This window comes from Pseudomonas sp. S3_E10 (genome assembly GCF_054667615.1).
In genome coordinates this window covers 1344961-1362103 of record NZ_CP162743.1, presented here as the reverse complement: position 1 = coordinate 1362103, position 17143 = coordinate 1344961, and the positions used below count along the sequence as shown (strand labels likewise).

Here is a 17143-nt window from a genome sequence, read left to right as displayed (position 1 = left end):
TTGCGGGCCTTTTTTTGACTCAAATGCTGATCAACCCGCCACCAGCACCCGAATCGCTTCCAGTCGCAGCGCTGCCTTGTCGAGCATGGCCAGGCCTTGCTCGCGCTGGTGGCGCAGGGCAACCAGTTCGCTGTCACGCACGGTCGGGTTGACCGCTTGCAAGGCGCTCAGGCGTGCCAGCTCTTCGTCGGTGTCCGCTGCCAGGCGGCGCTTGGCCTCGGCCACGCGTTCGGCGTGGCGCGGGGTGATCTTCTCTTCACCGGCGTTGATGCGCGGGGTGAGTTGATCGCGTTGGGCCTGTACGAACTTGTTGGCGCTGGCGCGGGGCACGCTTTCGAGTTGGTCGTTCAAGGTTTCGAACGAGACGCGGCCGGAAAGGTCATTGCCGTTGGTGTCCAGCAGGCAGCGCAGCGCAGCCGGCGGCAGGTAGCGGCCCAGTTGCAGCGAGCGCGGCGCAACCACTTCGCTGACGTAGAGCAGTTCGAGCAACACGGTGCCCGGCTTGAGCGCCTTGTTCTTGATCAGCGCCACGGCGGTGTTGCCCATGGAGCCGGACAACACCAGGTCCATGCCGCCCTGCACCATCGGGTGTTCCCAGGTGATGAACTGCATGTCTTCGCGTGACAGCGCCTGGTTACGGTCGTAGGTGATGGTCACGCCTTCGTCGTCGCCCAGGGGGAAGCTGGCGTCGAGCATTTTTTCGCTCGGCTTGAGGATCAGTGCATTTTCCGAGTGGTCTTCGCTGTCGATGCCGAACGCGTCGAACAGGGTTTCCATATAGATCGGCAGGGCGAACTGATCGTCCTGCTCAAGGATGTCTTCGACCAGCGCATCGCCTTCACCCGCGCCGCCGGAATTAAGCTCCAGCAGGCGGTCGCGACCAGTGTGCAGTTCCTGCTCCAGGCGCTCACGCTCGGCGCGGGCTTCGTCGATCAGGGCTTGCCACTCGCCGTCGTCGGCGCTTTCCAGCAGCGGCAACAGGCGTGGCCCAAACTGATGCTGCAGGGCGTTGCCGGTCGGGCAGGTGTTGAGGAACGCATTCAGCGCTTCGTGGTACCACTGGAACAGGCGCTCTTGCGGGCTGGTTTCCAGGTAGGGTACGTGCAATTCGATCACATGCTTCTGGCCGATCCGGTCCAGACGGCCGATGCGCTGTTCCAGCAGGTCGGGGTGCGACGGCAGGTCGAACAGCACCAAGTGGTGGGCGAACTGGAAGTTGCGACCTTCGCTGCCGATTTCCGAGCAGATCAGCACCTGGGCGCCGAATTCTTCATCGGCAAAGTAGGCCGCCGCGCGGTCGCGCTCGAGGATGTTCATGCCCTCGTGGAACACCGTGGCCGGGATGCCGGAACGCACGCGCAGGGCGTCTTCCAGGTCCATGGCGGTTTCGGCGTGGGCGCAGATCACCAGCACCTTGGTGCGCTTGAGCATTTTCAGCTGGTCGATCAGCCACTCCACCCGTGGGTCGAAGCGCCACCAGCGGTTTTCTTCCTCGATGTCCGGCTGCGATTGGAAGCTGACTTCCGGGTACAGCTCGGCGTGTTCGCCCAGTGGCAGTTCCAGGTATTCGTCCGGGTTCGGCATCGGGTAGGCGTGCAGCTTGCGCTCGGGGAAGCCCTGCACGGCGGCGCGGGTATTGCGGAACAGCACGCGGCCGGTGCCGTGGCGGTCGAGCAGCTCACGCACCAGGCGTGCACCGGCTTCGGTGTCGCCATCGTTGACGGCGCTGAGCAGCGCTTCGCCTTCGTTGCCGAGGAAACCCTGGATGGTCTTGTGCGCCGCCGGTGACAGGCGGCCTTTGTCGAGCAGTTCCTGCACGGCTTCGGCCACCGGGCGATAGTTTTCGCTTTCGGCGCGGAAGGCTTGCAGGTCATGGAAACGGTTCGGATCCAACAGGCGCAGGCGCGCGAAGTGGCTGTCCTGGCCCAGTTGCTCCGGAGTAGCGGTGAGCAGCAGCACGCCAGGAATCACCTCGGCCAGTTGCTCCACCAGTGCGTATTCCGCGCTGGCCTTTTCTTCATGCCAGACCAGGTGGTGGGCCTCGTCGACTACCAGCAGGTCCCAGCCGGCGGCGAACAGCGCGTCCTGGGCCTTCTCATCGTCCACCAGCCATTCCAGGGCCACCAGGGCCAACTGGGTGTCTTCGAACGGGTTGGCGGCATCGCTTTCGATAAAGCGTTCTTCATCGAACAACGCAACCTGCAGGTTGAAGCGGCGGCGCATTTCCACCAGCCATTGGTGCTGCAGGTTTTCCGGTACCAGGATCAACACACGGTTGGCGCGGCCCGACAGCAACTGGCGGTGGATGACCAGGCCGGCTTCGATGGTCTTGCCCAGGCCCACTTCGTCGGCCAGCAACACCCGTGGCGCGATGCGGTCAGCCACTTCGCGGGCGATGTGCAGTTGGTGGGCAATAGGTTGCGCACGCACGCCACCCAGGCCCCACAGCGAGGACTGCAATTGGCGGCTGGTGTGCTCCAGAGTGTGGTAGCGCAGCGAGAACCAGGCCAGCGGGTCGATCTGCCCGGCGAACAGACGGTCGCTGGCCAGGCGGAACTGGATGAAGTTGGAGAGCTGGGTTTCCGGCAGGGTGACCTGCTCGTTCTGCCCGTTGAGGCCGTGGTAGACCAGCAAGCCGTCGACGTCGTCGACTTCCTGTACGGTCATTTTCCAGCCTTCGAAATGGGTGATGGAGTCGCCCGGCGAGAACCTCACGCGGGTCAGGGGCGCATTCCGTAGCGCATACTGGCGAGTGTCGCCAGTGGCCGGATAGAGCACGGTCAACAAGCGGCCGTCCTGTGCCAGAACGGTGCCTAACCCCAGCTCTGCTTCGCTGTCACTAATCCAGCGTTGCCCCGGTTGATACTCCTGCGCCATGCTGCCTGACTCCCGCCGTGAAAAAGCCGACTATCTTAACGGAACAAGGTCCTCAGCCAAAGGACTCTGACAAAAACTACTCCGTTTGAGGGCGGCGGCGAGCCGTGAATCGACAGGTGGCGGGCACTTGCGAGTGTCGACTGGGTCACAGGTTGGCGAACGGGTGTTCAAGTCGCCCTGTGTTGCGCCGACAGCCTGTTGATCAGGAGAAGAAAGATTATGTTGCCACCTATGCTGCCCGTGAGCGTTGTGCCGGTTACGTCACAACTCGACCCGGTCCGCCAGAAACCGGATATCCCGCCCGTGGTCCCCGTGCAAGCGGGCGCCAACGAAAGCACGATCGACCTGAAAAAGGGCGATGCCGAGCAGTCGACCTTTTTGCTGCGTGAAGAACAGCGCCGCCAGCAGGAACAACAGAAACGCCGGCGCGAAGCCGACGAGGACCCCGACCAGCACCTGGCGATCCCCGGCGACCTGCTCAACGCCGATAACACGGTACCCGTGGTGCCGCTGATCGAAGATGCACCGCGCCAGGGCTTGTGGGTGGACGTCGAGGTTTAACCGCGCAGTTCCCGCAGGCCAGCCATCAGCCGTTCGATGTCGTGATCGTTATTGAGGGGGCTGACGGAGATTCGCGCAATGCTGGGCAGGCCGCGCGCCTGCATATCCAGTGGGGTGTAGGCCACGCCGTTGGCACCGATATTGATCCGCTTCAAACCCAATTGTCGCTTCAGTTCAAAGGCGTCCCAACCTGCGAGGTTGAACGCGATCAAGCCGGATTGCTTCGCGCCCAGGTCATGCAGGCAAATGCCCGGAATCTCACACAGAGCTGCGCGGATTCGCGCGCTGGTTCGGGAGACGTGTTCCCACACGCGCTCAATCCCCAATCGATTCATCTCCTGCAGTGCATTGCCCAACCCCGCCAACAAGGCGAAAGACACCTCACTGGTTTCAAAACGCCGGGCGTCGTCGCGCAGGTCGAACCCCTGGGGGCTCCAGGGTGCCGAAAATACGTCGCGCTGAGCAGGGTTCAACCGCTGCAGGAAATCCGGGCGTACGTACAGCAATGCTGTGCCCCGAGGCCCGCGCAGGTGTTTGCGACCGGCTGACTTGAGCACATCGCAATGCAGCGCCTGCACATCCACGGGCACTTGGCCCACGGCTTGGCCGGCGTCGATGAAATAGGGGATCGCATGGCGCCTGGCCACTTCGCCGATGGCCTGCGCGGGGTTGATCAGGCCGCTGTTGGCCGGCAGCCAGGTGAGGTCGATCAGCTTTACGTGCGCGTCGATCATTGACGCCAGCGCCAGCGGGCAGGCCGCGCCGGTTTCATCGCAGGGGATCACTTCCACGCGCGCGCCCGCCTGCACGGCCAACTGCATGCTTGCCAGGTTGCCGCCCCATTCATGACGGCCCACCAGAATACGGTCGCCCGGCTGCCAGGGGCCCAAGGCCTGGAACGCCATATTCCAGGCGGCCGAACCGCTGCCGGCGAAGGCTACCGCGCGGGTGGGTGCGTTGAGCAATTGCGCGGCGGCACTGCGGGCGTTTTCCATCAGCACGGCGCCCTGTTCACCCGCCTCCATGGGGCCGTCGCGGGCTTCGCGTTGCAGTTGATCGATGATGGCATCGAGGGTTGCCTGGCTCGGTAGGGAGGCTCCGGCATGGTTGAAGTGCACGATGCCCGATTGGCAGCCGGGGGTGGCGGCCCGCAATTGCCGCACGTCGAGCGGGCTCATGGGCGCAGCTCGAAAATCGCGTCAACCTCCACCGCTACGCCGGCCGGCAGGCTGCAAACACCCACCGCCGTGCGCACATGGCGGCCCTTTTCACCGAGGACATTGACCAATAGGTTCGACGCACCGTTGGCCACCATACCTTGGCGCTGGAAATCGGCGCTGCTGGCGATAAACACGCCCAGGTGCAGGGAGTCGCTCATGATCTCAATCCTTCGGGTTCTAAAGGCGCGAGCATGTGGTGCTCGGGAGGCGGCGACAAACGGATAGAACTCACTCGACGTATCGAAATAACTCAAGCATCGCCGCAGGCTTGTTTCAACCACTGGCCAAAGCAGTCGGCCGCTTCGTTGGTGGCGCCTTGAGGGCTGATCAGCCAGTAGCCGATGTCGCTGTGGTAGGGCGGCCAGTCGAAAGCCTCGACCAGGCTGCCGTCCTGGAGCCGGCGCTCGATCAGGCGGTGACGCCCCATGGCAATGCCTTGGCCGGCCACGGCGGCTTCGACCACGATGTTGTAGTCGTGCAGCATCACGCGGGGGTGGAGTTGCAGGTCGACTTGATAATGCCGGGACCAATCCGTCCACTCGAACGGCCTGTGCGAGGTGGCCATCAACAGCGGTGCGTTGTGCGGTCGGCTGGCCTTGAACGCGGGGCTGCACACCGGTGAGATCACTTCCGGCATCAGTCGCGTGGCCTTTACATCGGGCCAACCGCCTTTGCCGTAACGAATGGCGAGGTCGACGTGCGCAGCGGCAACGTTGGCCAGTTGAATCGCCGGGAGCAGTTCCACCTGGATGTGCGGGTAGCGGCTGAGAAACCCGGCCAGGCGCGGGGCCAGCCACAGCGTGGCGAAGGACGCCAGCAGGCCGATGCGCAACACCGTGGTGCCGGGGGCTACCCGTTGCGCGCGGGTCGCGGCAGCGATGATGTCGAGGGCGGGACGGATTTCGTTGTAGTACTGCTGGCCATCGGCGGTCAGGTCGATGGCGCGGGTGCGTCGTACAAACAGCGATTTGCCCAAGTATTGCTCAAGCTTGTGTACCTGATGGCTGAGGGCACTCTGGGTCACCGACAACTCATCCGCCGCCTTGATAAAGCTCAAGTGCCGGGCCACCGCCTCAAAGGCGCGCAGGGCCAGCAACGGCGGAAGGTCTTTGTGCAGTGCCACCTGAATGGGCTTCCTGGGTCGGGTCGAGAATGTCGATTTTGGGCGAGGGCCTGCCTTTTGTCTTGCGCTGATTTGCCGTCAGGCGGGAGAGGCCGCATTATTGGGCCATTCCCGCCACGACGTAAGCCAAGCCATGAGTGAAGACGACAAGTTGATTGACCTGAGTGCCGAACGCGCCAAGCGAGTTCATGACCTCAATGACAAGCGCCTGAATGAAGTTCGCCAAGCGTTTGAGCAGGCGATGCCCTTAGGGAAAGCCAAGAAAAAATCAAAAAACAAACCTAAAAAGCGTTGAACCCCCCCCTGCATCTATTGATGCAGGTCAGTTATTGCCCTTCTTTACGCCCTGTTGTGGGCGACATTGATCCTCGTCAATTTTCCAACCCGCCTTCTCCATTAACTTAGCCCTATCGCAACAGGGCAAGCACAGGAGGCCGGTCATGTTTATCGATAATGTGGTATTCGCCGGAGTGCTGACTGTAAGCCTCATGGTGCTGTTTTTTGTAGGGTTTGGATTTTTTATCTGGAAAGACGCGAACAAGCGTAAAAAACCATAGGTTTTTCCGGGTTACATGAGCACGCAAGGCATTTTGGGCGACTTCGGTCGCCTTTTTTTTGCCTGTTATTTGATACATGAAGCGGGGGCGCGGGCTCCCGCAGTTGGACAATGGTGCGTTTGAAACACGCAATAAAAAAGGTGCGACCCTTGCGGATCGCACCTTTTTTTATTGCAGCGGACTATCAGCTGCCGAGCGCCTTTGATGCCAACCAGAACAACCCGGCCGACAGGCCAACGGTTGCCGGCAGCGTCAACACCCAAGCCATCAGGATGGTCTTGACCGTGCCGCCTTGCAGGCCGCTTTTGTTGGCAACCATGGTACCGGCCACGCCGGAAGACAGTACGTGGGTGGTGGATACCGGCAGGGCGAAGATGTTGGCAAAACCAATCATCGTCGCGGTGGTGATTTGCGCCGACATGCCCTGGGCATAGGTCATGCCCTGCTTGCCGATCTTCTCGCCGATGGTCAGGACCACGCGCTTCCAACCCACCATGGTGCCCAGGCCCAGGGCCAGTGCTACCGCAAGGATCACCCAGAACGGTGCGTACTCGGTGGTGGCGGTCAGGTCTTTGCGCAGCTTGTCCAGGTCAGCCTTCTCACGCGCTTCCAGGCCCGGTAGCTTGCCGACTTTCTTCGCGGTGTCATCCAGGCAGAGCAGGTAGCGGCGCACTTCGATACGCTGGTCGGAGGTCAACGAGTGGTAGTCGGAGACACCCTTTAACGTGCTGACGAGCGCATTGATGGTCGGCTCGGTCTGCTGCGGGTTGCACTGGAACTTGCCCGGCAGGTCATCCTTCACGCTTTTACCCAGTGCCAGGAATTCGCCGAGCGTGGCGTTATTGCGCTGGTAGAACTGGCTCAAATGCACGGTGGCGTCGCGGGTACGTTCGATCTGGTAGGTGGTGCTGCCCAGGTCGAGTACGAACTGGGCCGGCACGATACCGATCAGCACCAGCATGATCAGGCCGATACCTTTCTGGCCATCGTTGGAGCCGTGCACGAAGCTTACGGCCATGGCGGAGATCACCAGCACCAGGCGGTTCCAGAACGGCGGGTGCTTCTTGTCGTCGAGCTTGCGGCGCTGGTCCGGCGTCTTGTGCATTTTCGACAGCGGGCGCCACCACTTCAGGCCGATCAGCACCAGGGCTGCGACCAGGAAGCCGGCCATCGGCGAGAACACCAGGGAGGCGCCGATATCAATAGCCTTCTGCCAGTTCACACCGTCAGCCAAGGGGATATCGTTGATCAGGGCGTTGGCGAGGCCGACACCGAGGATTGAGCCGATCAGCGTGTGGGAGCTGGAAGCGGGGATACCGAAGTACCACGTGCCCAGGTTCCAGGTGATCGCCGCTGCCAACAACGAGAAGACCATGGCCAGACCGTGGCCGGTGTTCACGTTGATCAGCAACTCAACCGGCAGCAAGTGCACGATGGCGTAGGCGACACCGACACCACCGAGCAACACGCCGAGGAAGTTGAACACCCCGGAGAAGAACACGGCCAGATGCGGCGGCATGGCTTTGGTATAGATGACTGTGGCCACCGCGTTAGCGGTGTCATGAAAGCCATTGATGAACTCGAAGGCGAGGACAAAGGCCAGGGCGAGCAACAGGCTCACGAGAACCCAAGCATCCAGTCCGCTGAATAAATCGATCATGAAGGTTTTCTGACCCGGTCGTAAGGGGGCGCGATTATGCCAGAAAACCTCGGTAATCGATGCACTAGCTGCTCATCGGTAACAATCTTCAGTGAAAAAAACCGGGTAGAAGCGGGCTGTCCCAGGGTTTTCGGGGCTTTGGCAAGCCTTTGATTTATAACGCGCCGGGGCGAAAAGGCAGGGTTTTGTCATCAAAACGTCATGCCTGAAATATTTGTAAGAAATTTTACAGGTGATTAAGGGCGCGGGATTGCCGGCTGCCGGCATGGCGAGCAGCCGAGGCCGGCCCTGGGCTCAAACCGAAGCGCTTATGGCTCTTCGGCTTTGAGTTCCTGTTCAATCTTTTGGATTTCCTGGGCAAATGCCTGGTCGAGCAAGCTGGCGCGTTTGCGCCATGGTTTGCGCTCAGGTTCAGGCTGGGCGGCGTAGGTGGTGACTTCCCCGCCGTAAACGTCCTTGTAACGTTGCTCCTGGCGCTCAAGTTCCGCGCGCAGTTCATCTTTCGTCACATTGTTACCTAATTGAGTTGAGTGTAATTACAGTGCAACGTTATGCCTGACTGGCACCTTCGCGTTGTCCAAAGTTGAACCGTGGGTGTTCAACTTTGAATGAGGCGAGATTACTGGGTGTCGGCAGCCTTTCGAGGCGGGTAGTTGCAACCGCCGATGCACTGCATGTGCATGGCCTGGCGAACGTGGGCCCCGATAAAGGGTGACCCGCGCACAGGGTGCATTATAGCGGCGCATTTGAATAACACTATCGGCATAAAGTTAAAAAGCGTCAACGTTGTATGAGCGTTTTATTACACCAACGCGTGGGTAGTTTGCAGGCGTTCTGGCGTCGTAGATTGTATAAAGTGGTCAGAGTTAACAACTTCTCCTTAACGCTGCGGTGGGTTTACGCGGTTTTCTCGCTCGTAGCCCATGGGCGGCAGCCAAATTGCGATAATCGCCGGATCGTCCGATAATCGCCCAATGTTCTTGGCGCTGCCTTGTGCATCGCGGCCGACGCGGCTTGTAATAGCAGCCCCATCCCTCCAGTGGTTGACAATAAGAGAATAGGACCCCCACATGAACGATCAATTGCGCAACTCTTTCGCGTCAGTGGCGCCGCCGATCGTTGCATCGCCAGCCAAGCGCATCCAGGCTTTCACGGGTGATCCGGACTTTATGACTTCCCTGGCCCGTGGCCTGGCCGTGGTGCAGGCTTTTCAAGAACGCAAGCGCCACCTGACCATCGCCCAGATCAGCCATCGCACCGAAATCCCACGCGCCGCCGTACGCCGTTGCCTGCACACCCTGATCAAACTCGGCTACGCCACCACCGACGGGCGTACCTATTCGCTGTTGCCCAAGGTCCTGACCCTGGGCCATGCCTACCTGTCGTCCACGCCGCTGGCGGTGTCGGCGCAACCTTATCTGGACCGCATGAGCGAGCAGCTTCACGAAGCCTGCAACATGGCCACCCTCGAAGGTGATGACATTCTCTACATCGCTCGTTCGGCCACGACCCAGCGCCTGATTTCGGTCGACCTGTCAGTGGGAGGGCGGTTGCCGGCCTATTGCACCTCCATGGGGCGCATCCTGCTCGCGGCGCTGGATGACGCGTCACTGCAGGACTACCTCGACCACGCCGATCTGCCCACCAAGACCAGCCGCACCCTGACCACCCCCGAAGCGCTGTTCGAGTGCCTGCAACAAGTGCGTCAGCAGGGCTGGTGTATCGTCGACCAGGAACTGGAACAGGGCCTGCGTTCGATTGCCGTACCGGTGTATGACGCGTCGGGCCAAGTGCTGGCGGCGCTCAATGTCAGCACCCACGCCGGACGGGTCAGCCGCAGCGAGCTGGAACAGCGCTTCCTGCCGAGCATGCTCAGTGCCAGCCGTGAGTTGAGCGCGCAGCTGTTTGCCTAAGGTGTTCGGTGACCGCACAGATCCCGGCGTGATCAATTGACGGTGTTTCCCCAGGCTTATTAATGTGCGGCAGCGCTCTTGCCAGTGCCCCCAATAATAATGACGACCCCAGGTGGTCGGCCCGCCATCGGTGTGGAATAAAAATAATGAATCAGCCTTCTGTCGGTTCCACCCTGGACGTACAGTCCTTTATCAACGCCCAGCCACTGTCACGCTATCAGTGGCGCGTGGTGATTCTGTGTTTCCTGATTGTGTTCCTCGATGGCCTCGACACCGCCGCCATGGGCTTTATCGCGCCTGCGCTGTCTCAGGATTGGGGCATCGACCGCGCCAGCCTCGGGCCGGTGATGAGCGCCGCGTTGATCGGCATGGTGTTTGGCGCGCTGGGTTCCGGCCCGCTGGCCGACCGCTTCGGCCGCAAGGTGGTGCTGGTGGGCGCGGTGCTGGTGTTTGGCGCGTTCAGCCTGGCGTCGGCCTACAGCAGCAACGTCGATCAACTGCTGGTGCTGCGCTTCCTGACCGGGCTGGGCCTGGGGGCGGGGATGCCCAACGCCACCACGCTGCTGTCCGAATACACCCCTGAACGCCATAAGTCGCTGCTGGTAACCAGCATGTTCTGCGGGTTCAACCTGGGCATGGCCGGTGGTGGGTTTATCTCGGCCAAGCTGATACCAGCGTTCGGCTGGCACAGCCTGTTGCTGATCGGTGGCATCCTGCCGTTGATCCTGGCCGTGGTGCTGCTGGTGTGGTTGCCGGAATCGGCGCGTTACCTGGTGGTGCGCAATCGCGGCGCAGACAAGGTGCGCAAAACACTGTCACCCATCGAGCCCCATATCGTGGGTCAAGCCACCCATTTCAGCGTGCCCGAGCAAAAAACCGTAAAGGCCCGCAATGTGCTGGCGGTGATTTTCGCCGGCACCTACAGCGCCGGCACCTTGTTGCTGTGGCTCACCTACTTTATGGGCCTGGTGATTGTTTACCTGCTGACCAGTTGGCTGCCGACCCTGATGCGTGACAGCGGCGCCAGCATGGAGCAGGCCGCGTTTATCGGCGCGTTGTTCCAGTTTGGTGGCGTGCTGAGCGCTGTCGGCGTCGGCTGGGCGATGGACCGTTTCAACCCTCACAAGGTGATCGGCACTTTCTACCTGCTGGCCGGGGTGTTTGCCTACGCGGTAGGGCAGAGCCTGGGCAATATCACGCTCTTGGCCACTTTGGTGTTGATCGCCGGGATGTGCGTCAACGGTGCGCAATCGGCGATGCCATCCCTGGCTGCGCGTTTCTACCCGACCCAGGGCCGCGCCACGGGCGTGTCGTGGATGCTCGGCATCGGCCGCTTCGGCGCCATTCTCGGTGCGTGGATGGGCGCCACCTTGCTCGGCCTGGGCTGGAATTTCGAACAGGTGCTTACCGCCTTGGTGATCCCGGCCGCGTTGGCCACCGCAGCGGTCGTTATCAAAGGCATGGTCAGCCACGCCGACGCTACCTGAAGCCTGACGCCAGCAAGTGTGGGGCGAGTTCGCACAAGTGAGTAGCTTGATAACAATCGGTTCGATAATCGAACGGTTAGTCGATTATCGGATTGTTTGGCCCATTTGCCCGGCTTAATCTGCAGTCACTTCGGCGCCGCCTGCGCGCCTTTTTCGATCAACACCGGGAGCCCAACCCCATGGCTGAAATTCTCACCCTGCGTGATGCGGTCAAGCGCTTCGTGAACGACGGCGATACCGTTGCCCTCGAAGGCTTTACCCACCTGATCCCTACGGCCGCAGGCCATGAAATCATTCGTCAGGGCAAGAAAGACCTGACGTTGGTGCGTATGACGCCTGACTTGATCTACGACCAGTTGATTGGCGCCGGTTGTGCACGCAAGTTGATTTTTTCCTGGGGCGGCAACCCCGGCGTGGGGTCCCTGCACCGGCTGCGTGACGCGGTTGAAAAGCAATGGCCGCTGCCGCTGGAGATCGAAGAACACAGCCATGCCGACCTGGCCAACGCCTACGTCGCCGGCGCGTCCGGCCTGCCGTTCGCGGTGCTGCGGGCCTACGCCGGTTCCGACCTGCCCAAGGTCAACCCGCTGATCAAAAGCGTGACCTGCCCATTTACCGGCGAAGTGCTGGCAGCGGTGCCGTCGGTACGCCCGGACATCACCGTGATCCATGCACAGAAGGCCGACCGCAAGGGCAACGTGCTGCTCTGGGGCATCCTCGGTGTGCAGAAGGAAGCGGCCCTGGCGGCCAAGCGTTGCATCGTCACCGTGGAAGAAATCGTCGACGACCTCAACGCACCGATGAACAGTTGTGTGTTGCCGACTTGGGCCCTGACTGCGGTGTGCCACGTACCGGGGGGCGCGCATCCGTCCTATGCCCATGGCTACAACGAGCGCGATAACCGCTTCTACCAAGCGTGGGACCCGATCGCCCGTGACCGTGAGACCTTTACCGCATGGATTGACGAATACATCCACGGCACTGCCGACTTCAGTGAATTCCAGGCCAAACTGGCCACCGCGCAGGAGGCCAACTAATGGCTTACTCGACCAATGAAATGATGACCGTCGCCGCCGCGCGCCGCCTCAAGAACGGTTCGGTGTGCTTTGTCGGCATCGGCTTGCCGTCGAAAGCGGCCAACCTGGCGCGCCTGACGTCGTCGCCCGATGTGGTGCTGATCTACGAGTCCGGCCCGATTGGCGCCAAGCCCTCGGTGCTGCCGCTGTCCATCGGTGACGGCGAGTTGGCGGAAACCGCCGACACCGTGGTACCGACCGGTGAGATTTTTCGCTACTGGCTGCAGGGCGGGCGCATTGACGTGGGGTTTCTCGGCGCGGCCCAGGTTGATCGTTTCGGCAACATCAACACCACCGTGGTCGGTGACTATCACCGGCCCAAAGTGCGCCTGCCGGGTGCCGGTGGCGCGCCCGAGATCGCCGGCTCGGCCAAGAGCGTACTGATCATACTCAAGCAGTCTTCGCGTTCGTTTGTCGACAAGCTGGATTTCATTACCTCCGTAGGCCACGGCGAAGGCGGCGATTCACGCAAGCGCCTGGGCCTGCCGGGAGCCGGTCCTGTCGGGATTATTACCGACCTGTGCATCATGGAGCCGGAGGAGGGCACCCATGAGTTTGTGGTCACCGCGCTGCACCCGAGCGTGACCCGCGAACAAGTCGTGGCGGCCACCGGTTGGGCGATTCGGTTTGCCGACCAGGTTGATACCACCGCCGAACCCACCGAGCTAGAACTCACGGCCCTGCGTGACCTCGAAGCGCGCACCGCCGCCGCCCATGGCCAAGCGCCAGGAGAAGCCTGATGCGCGACGTATTTATCTGTGATGCCATCCGCACCCCCATCGGCCGTTTCGGCGGGGGGCTGGCCACGGTGCGTGCCGACGACCTGGCCGCCCTGCCGATCAAGGCGCTGATGGAGCGCAACCCGTCGGTGGATTGGACGGCGGTGGACGAGGTATTCCTCGGCTGCGCCAACCAGGCCGGCGAAGACAACCGCAACGTCGCCCGCATGGCGCTGTTGCTCGCGGGCCTGCCGGAGAGTATTCCGGGCGTGACCCTCAATCGTTTGTGCGCCTCAGGCATGGACGCCATCGGTACTGCCTTCCGTGCCATCGCCAGCGGCGAGATGGAGCTGGCGATTGCCGGCGGCGTCGAGTCGATGTCCCGTGCGCCGTTCGTGATGGGCAAGGCCGACGCGGCGTTCTCGCGCACCATGAAGCTGGAGGACACCACCATCGGCTGGCGCTTTATCAACCCGTTGATGAAAGCCCAGTACGGCGTGGATGCGATGCCGCAGACCGCCGATAACGTGGCCGACGATTACAACGTGTCGCGCGCCGACCAGGACGCTTTCGCCCTGCGTAGCCAGCAACGTACCGCTGCCGCGCAGGCCGCCGGCTACTTTGCCGAAGAAATCGTGCCGGTGCGGGTTGCGCATAAAAAAGGCGAAACCGTGGTGGAGCGCGATGAGCATCCGCGTGACACCACCCTCGACGCCCTGGCCAAACTCAAGCCGGTCAACGGCCCGGACAAGACCGTCACCGCCGGCAACGCGTCGGGTGTCAATGATGGCGCCGCCGCGCTGATTCTGGCCTCGGCCGAAGCGGTCAAAAAACATGGCCTTACCGCCCGCGCCAGGGTATTGGGCATGGCCAGCGCCGGTGTCGCACCGCGCGTGATGGGCATTGGCCCGGTGCCGGCAGTGCGCAAGTTGGTCGAGCGCCTGGGCCTGGCCGTCACCGATTTTGACGTGATCGAGCTCAACGAAGCCTTCGCCAGCCAAGGCCTGGCGGTGCTGCGTGAGCTGGGCATCGCCGACGACGCGCCGCAGGTCAACCCGAACGGTGGCGCCATCGCCCTTGGCCACCCGTTGGGCATGAGCGGAGCGCGGCTGGTACTGACGGCCCTGCATCAGTTGGAAAAAACCGGCGGCCGCAAAGGCCTGGCGACCATGTGTGTGGGCGTCGGCCAAGGCCTGGCCCTGGCGATTGAACGCGTCTAATAAGAGAGGATTGCTCCATGAGTGACAAGCCCGGTTACCGGCGCCCGCAAGCGGGCACCCAACCTGATTACCTGCACCCGGCCTACCAGTCGACGAACCTGCGTTCGCCGTCTCAGCCCTTGGTGTTTTTGCCCCATTCCCTGTCGGAAATCACCGGCCCGACCATCGGCGCCGAGCGGATCAATGCGCAGGACAACGACCTTACCGCCCAGCATGAAGGCGAGCCTCAGGGCGAGCGCATCATCATCCACGGCCGGGTGCTGGATGAAAACGGCCTGCCGGTGCCGGGCATTCTGGTGGAGATCTGGCAGGCCAACGCCGCCGGACGCTACAACCATAAACGCGACTTGCATAACGCGCCGCTGGACCCGAACTTCACCGGCACCGGGCGCACTGTCACCGACGCCGACGGCTGGTATCAGTTCCAGACCATCAAGCCCGGCGCCTACCCGTGGGGCAACCACCACAACGCGTGGCGCCCGGCGCACATCCACTTTTCACTGTTCGGCCCCAGCGTGCTGACGCGCCTGGTGACGCAGATGTATTTCCCCGGCGACCCGTTGCTGGAATACGACCCGATCTACAACTGTGTGCCTGATACCAGCGCCAAGGAACGCCTGATCGCGCGTTTCGACCTGGAGAAAACCATTCCTTCCTATGCCCTCGGCTACCGCTGGGACATCGTCCTGCGCGGCCGCGACGCCACGCCGATGGAGAAATGAGATGAGTCTTTACGCAACCACGTCCCATACCGTAGGGCCGTATTACCACATCGGCCTGACCTGGCTGAACCGCGAAGACCTGACCAGCGCCGCCACCCTCGGTGAGCGCGTGGCGATCAGTGGGCAAGTGGTGGACGGCAACGGTGATGCGGTCAACGACGCCATGCTCGAAGTCTGGCAGGCCAATGCCGCCGGCAAATACGACCACCCCGAGGACGAGCAGGACAAAGCCGTCGACCCGAACTTCGAAGGCTTTGGCCGCGTGCCGGTGGACGCCGAAGGGCGCTTCCGGTTTACCACGATCAAGCCGGGCAGCGTGCCGGGCCTTCAAGGCACGACCCAGGCGCCGCATTTGGTGGTGCTGGTGTTTGCGCGTGGCTTGGTCAAGCACCTGCTCACGCGGATTTACTTCGACGGGGAAGCGTTGAATGGCGATGACCCGTTGCTGGCCTGTGTGCCGGCAGAGCGGCGGGGCACCTTGATTGCCCAGCCGGATGGGGCGGGGGTATATCAGTGGAATGTGATCCTGCAGGGGACCGATAAGGAAACGGTGTTCTTCGATTATTGAGTCGCTTGTCAGGCCCTATCGGGGGCAAGCCCCCGATAGGGCCGCTTCAGAAGGCACCTACCCAAATGTCTGCTTGCGGAACATGGTTGTTGCAAAGTATGTCTAGGCTATAACCGTTCCCACTGAGTGAAAACGCCATGACCACAGAAACCAGTCATTACACCGGAGAAGAACGCAGCAAACGGATCTTTGCGATTGTTGGTGCGTCCTCCGGTAACTTGGTCGAATGGTTCGACTTCTACGTCTATGCCTTCTGCGCCATCTACTTTGCCCCGGCGTTTTTTCCGTCGGACAACCCCACCGTCCAGTTGGTCAACACCGCCGGTGTATTCGCCGCCGGGTTCCTTATGCGCCCCATCGGCGGCTGGCTGTTTGGTCGCGTAGCCGATAAACACGGGCGCAAAAACTCGATGATGATTTCGGTGCTGATGATGTGCGCCGGCTCGTTGGTCATCGCGTTTTTGCCCACCTACAACGACATTGGCGTGTGGGCGCCGATCCTGCTGCTGGTAGCGCGCCTGTTCCAGGGCTTGTCCGTGGGCGGCGAGTACGGCACCACCGCCACGTATATGAGTGAAGTCGCGCTCAAGGGCCAGCGCGGGTTCTTTGCGTCCTTTCAATACGTGACGCTGATCGGCGGCCAGTTGCTGGCCGTGCTGGTGGTGGTGATCCTGCAGCAGATCCTCACCGAGCAAGAGCTGCGTGCCTGGGGCTGGCGCGTTCCGTTTGTGATCGGCGCGATTGCGGCGGTTATCTCACTGTTGCTGCGGCGTACCCTGAAAGAAACCACCAGCAAGGAAATGCGCGAAGACAAGGACGCCGGCAGCGTCGCTGCGCTGTTTCGCGACCACAAGGCGGCGTTTATCACGGTGCTGGGCTACACCGCCGGTGGTTCGCTGATTTTCTACACCTTTACCACGTACATGCAGAAGTACCTGGTGAACACCGTGGGCATGCACGCCAAGACCTCCAGCTACATCATGACCGGCGCATTGTTCCTCTATATGTGCATGCAGCCGGTATTCGGCATGCTGGCGGACAAGATCGGCCGACGTAATTCGATGTTGTGGTTCGCAGGCCTGGGGACGTTGTTCACCGTGCCGATCCTGCTGACCCTCAAAACCGTGAGCAGCCCGTTCCTGGCGTTCGCGCTGATCACCTTGGCGCTGGCCATCGTCAGCTTCTACACCTCGATCAGCGGCCTGGTGAAAGCGGAAATGTTTCCTCCCCAGGTCCGTGCCCTCGGCGTCGGCCTGGCGTATGCGGTGGCCAACGCGATCTTTGGCGGTTCGGCGGAGTTCGTCGCCCTGGGGTTGAAATCCATGGGCATGGAAAACACCTTTTACTGGTACGTCACTGCGATGATGGCCGTGGCCTTCCTGTTCAGTTTGCGCTTGCCCAAGCAGGCGGCGTACCTGCACCACGATTTGTAAGGGATAC

At 61.7% G+C, this 17143-nt stretch carries 16 protein-coding genes and 1 pseudogene; 11 read left to right on the top strand and 6 right to left on the bottom strand.

Annotated features, from left to right (window positions below):
• Positions 1-30: 30 nt before the first annotated feature.
• On the bottom strand, positions 31-2877 hold the full coding sequence (rapA, locus tag AB4N98_RS06050) for an RNA polymerase-associated protein RapA (RefSeq protein WP_068935517.1): 2847 nt from the start codon (positions 2875-2877) through the stop codon (positions 31-33).
• Between the two features lie 219 nt (positions 2878-3096).
• Here rapA and AB4N98_RS06045 point away from each other — a divergent pair, with 219 nt between their 5' ends.
• Positions 3097-3438, top strand: coding sequence for an aspartate-semialdehyde dehydrogenase (locus AB4N98_RS06045; protein ID WP_065877132.1), 342 nt, complete (start codon positions 3097-3099; stop codon positions 3436-3438).
• Here AB4N98_RS06045 and AB4N98_RS06040 read toward each other — a convergent pair.
• The 3 genes and pseudogenes from AB4N98_RS06040 to AB4N98_RS06030 form a co-directional block, all read right to left on the bottom strand.
• Positions 3435-4616, bottom strand: coding sequence for an aminotransferase class V-fold PLP-dependent enzyme (locus tag AB4N98_RS06040; RefSeq protein ID WP_017530453.1), 1182 nt, complete (start codon positions 4614-4616; stop codon positions 3435-3437). The two genes, AB4N98_RS06045 and AB4N98_RS06040, sit on opposite strands and share 4 nt — an antisense overlap.
• Positions 4613-4804 (bottom strand): annotated as a pseudogene (locus AB4N98_RS06035) (RidA family protein); the annotation flags it as partial. The gene AB4N98_RS06040 and the pseudogene AB4N98_RS06035, both read right to left, overlap by 4 nt.
• Before the next feature lie 104 nt (positions 4805-4908).
• The gene (locus AB4N98_RS06030; RefSeq protein ID WP_065877131.1) at positions 4909-5781 is read right to left on the bottom strand and encodes a LysR substrate-binding domain-containing protein; all 873 of its coding nucleotides are present in this window, start codon (positions 5779-5781) and stop codon (positions 4909-4911) included.
• A gap of 133 nt (positions 5782-5914) precedes the next feature.
• Between AB4N98_RS06030 and AB4N98_RS06025 the strand changes: the two genes are divergently transcribed.
• Together AB4N98_RS06025 and ccoM are read left to right on the top strand one after the other, a co-directional pair.
• Entirely contained in the window at positions 5915-6076 is a 162-nt protein-coding gene (locus tag AB4N98_RS06025; RefSeq protein WP_085984199.1) for a hypothetical protein, read from the top strand.
• Between the two features lie 145 nt (positions 6077-6221).
• Positions 6222-6338 carry a cytochrome c oxidase subunit CcoM gene (ccoM, locus tag AB4N98_RS06020; RefSeq protein WP_017530457.1) on the top strand — a complete coding sequence of 39 codons (117 nt, stop codon included), beginning with the start codon at positions 6222-6224 and terminating at the stop codon, positions 6336-6338.
• A gap of 184 nt (positions 6339-6522) precedes the next feature.
• On the opposite strand, the gene AB4N98_RS06015 is transcribed toward ccoM, so the two are convergent.
• Complete coding sequence (locus AB4N98_RS06015; RefSeq protein ID WP_017530458.1) at positions 6523-7998, bottom strand: inorganic phosphate transporter; 1476 nt, start codon at positions 7996-7998, stop codon at positions 6523-6525.
• A 308-nt stretch (positions 7999-8306) separates the two neighbouring features.
• Complete coding sequence (locus tag AB4N98_RS06010; protein WP_003172389.1) at positions 8307-8507, bottom strand: hypothetical protein; 201 nt, start codon at positions 8505-8507, stop codon at positions 8307-8309.
• A gap of 561 nt (positions 8508-9068) precedes the next feature.
• Between AB4N98_RS06010 and pcaR the strand changes: the two genes are divergently transcribed.
• From pcaR to AB4N98_RS05970, 8 genes are all read left to right on the top strand, one after another.
• Positions 9069-9911 carry a pca regulon transcriptional regulator PcaR gene (gene pcaR, locus AB4N98_RS06005; RefSeq protein WP_017530459.1) on the top strand — a complete coding sequence of 281 codons (843 nt, stop codon included), beginning with the start codon at positions 9069-9071 and terminating at the stop codon, positions 9909-9911.
• A gap of 146 nt (positions 9912-10057) precedes the next feature.
• Positions 10058-11398, top strand: coding sequence for a 4-hydroxybenzoate transporter PcaK (locus tag AB4N98_RS06000; RefSeq protein ID WP_116078308.1), 1341 nt, complete (start codon positions 10058-10060; stop codon positions 11396-11398).
• Positions 11399-11577: 179 nt separating this feature from the next.
• A complete protein-coding gene (locus AB4N98_RS05995; RefSeq protein WP_460149310.1) occupies positions 11578-12435 on the top strand; it encodes a CoA transferase subunit A in 858 nt (285 codons plus the stop codon).
• Positions 12435-13214: a CoA-transferase subunit beta gene (locus tag AB4N98_RS05990; protein ID WP_460149309.1), complete on the top strand. Its 780-nt coding sequence runs from the start codon at positions 12435-12437 to the stop codon at positions 13212-13214. The genes AB4N98_RS05995 and AB4N98_RS05990 overlap by 1 nt, the downstream gene beginning before the upstream one ends.
• The gene (gene pcaF, locus AB4N98_RS05985) at positions 13211-14413 is read left to right on the top strand and encodes a 3-oxoadipyl-CoA thiolase (protein ID WP_175404187.1); all 1203 of its coding nucleotides are present in this window, start codon (positions 13211-13213) and stop codon (positions 14411-14413) included. The genes AB4N98_RS05990 and pcaF overlap by 4 nt, the downstream gene beginning before the upstream one ends.
• 17 nt (positions 14414-14430) lie before the next feature.
• A complete protein-coding gene (gene pcaH / locus AB4N98_RS05980; RefSeq protein ID WP_017530464.1) occupies positions 14431-15135 on the top strand; it encodes a protocatechuate 3,4-dioxygenase subunit beta in 705 nt (234 codons plus the stop codon).
• A gap of 1 nt (position 15136) precedes the next feature.
• On the top strand, positions 15137-15703 hold the full coding sequence (gene pcaG / locus AB4N98_RS05975) for a protocatechuate 3,4-dioxygenase subunit alpha (RefSeq protein ID WP_017530465.1): 567 nt from the start codon (positions 15137-15139) through the stop codon (positions 15701-15703).
• A gap of 137 nt (positions 15704-15840) precedes the next feature.
• On the top strand, positions 15841-17136 hold the full coding sequence (locus tag AB4N98_RS05970; RefSeq protein WP_017530466.1) for an MFS family transporter: 1296 nt from the start codon (positions 15841-15843) through the stop codon (positions 17134-17136).
• The last annotated feature ends 7 nt before the right edge of the window (positions 17137-17143 follow it).

Excerpts from the sequence above, each read along its gene's own strand:
- rapA (WP_068935517.1), bottom strand. The coding sequence starts at position 2,877 with ATGGCGCAGGAGTATCAACCGGGGCAACGCTGGATTAGTGACAGCGAA.
- AB4N98_RS06045 (WP_065877132.1), top strand. The coding sequence starts at position 3,097 with ATGTTGCCACCTATGCTGCCCGTGAGCGTTGTGCCGGTTACGTCACAA.
- AB4N98_RS06040 (WP_017530453.1), bottom strand. The coding sequence starts at position 4,616 with ATGAGCCCGCTCGACGTGCGGCAATTGCGGGCCGCCACCCCCGGCTGC.
- AB4N98_RS06025 (WP_085984199.1), top strand. The coding sequence starts at position 5,915 with ATGAGTGAAGACGACAAGTTGATTGACCTGAGTGCCGAACGCGCCAAG.
- ccoM (WP_017530457.1), top strand. The coding sequence starts at position 6,222 with ATGTTTATCGATAATGTGGTATTCGCCGGAGTGCTGACTGTAAGCCTC.
- AB4N98_RS06015 (WP_017530458.1), bottom strand. The coding sequence starts at position 7,998 with ATGATCGATTTATTCAGCGGACTGGATGCTTGGGTTCTCGTGAGCCTG.
- pcaR (WP_017530459.1), top strand. The coding sequence starts at position 9,069 with ATGAACGATCAATTGCGCAACTCTTTCGCGTCAGTGGCGCCGCCGATC.
- AB4N98_RS06000 (WP_116078308.1), top strand. The coding sequence starts at position 10,058 with ATGAATCAGCCTTCTGTCGGTTCCACCCTGGACGTACAGTCCTTTATC.
- AB4N98_RS05995 (WP_460149310.1), top strand. The coding sequence starts at position 11,578 with ATGGCTGAAATTCTCACCCTGCGTGATGCGGTCAAGCGCTTCGTGAAC.
- AB4N98_RS05990 (WP_460149309.1), top strand. The coding sequence starts at position 12,435 with ATGGCTTACTCGACCAATGAAATGATGACCGTCGCCGCCGCGCGCCGC.
- pcaH (WP_017530464.1), top strand. The coding sequence starts at position 14,431 with ATGAGTGACAAGCCCGGTTACCGGCGCCCGCAAGCGGGCACCCAACCT.
- pcaG (WP_017530465.1), top strand. The coding sequence starts at position 15,137 with ATGAGTCTTTACGCAACCACGTCCCATACCGTAGGGCCGTATTACCAC.
- AB4N98_RS05970 (WP_017530466.1), top strand. The coding sequence starts at position 15,841 with ATGACCACAGAAACCAGTCATTACACCGGAGAAGAACGCAGCAAACGG.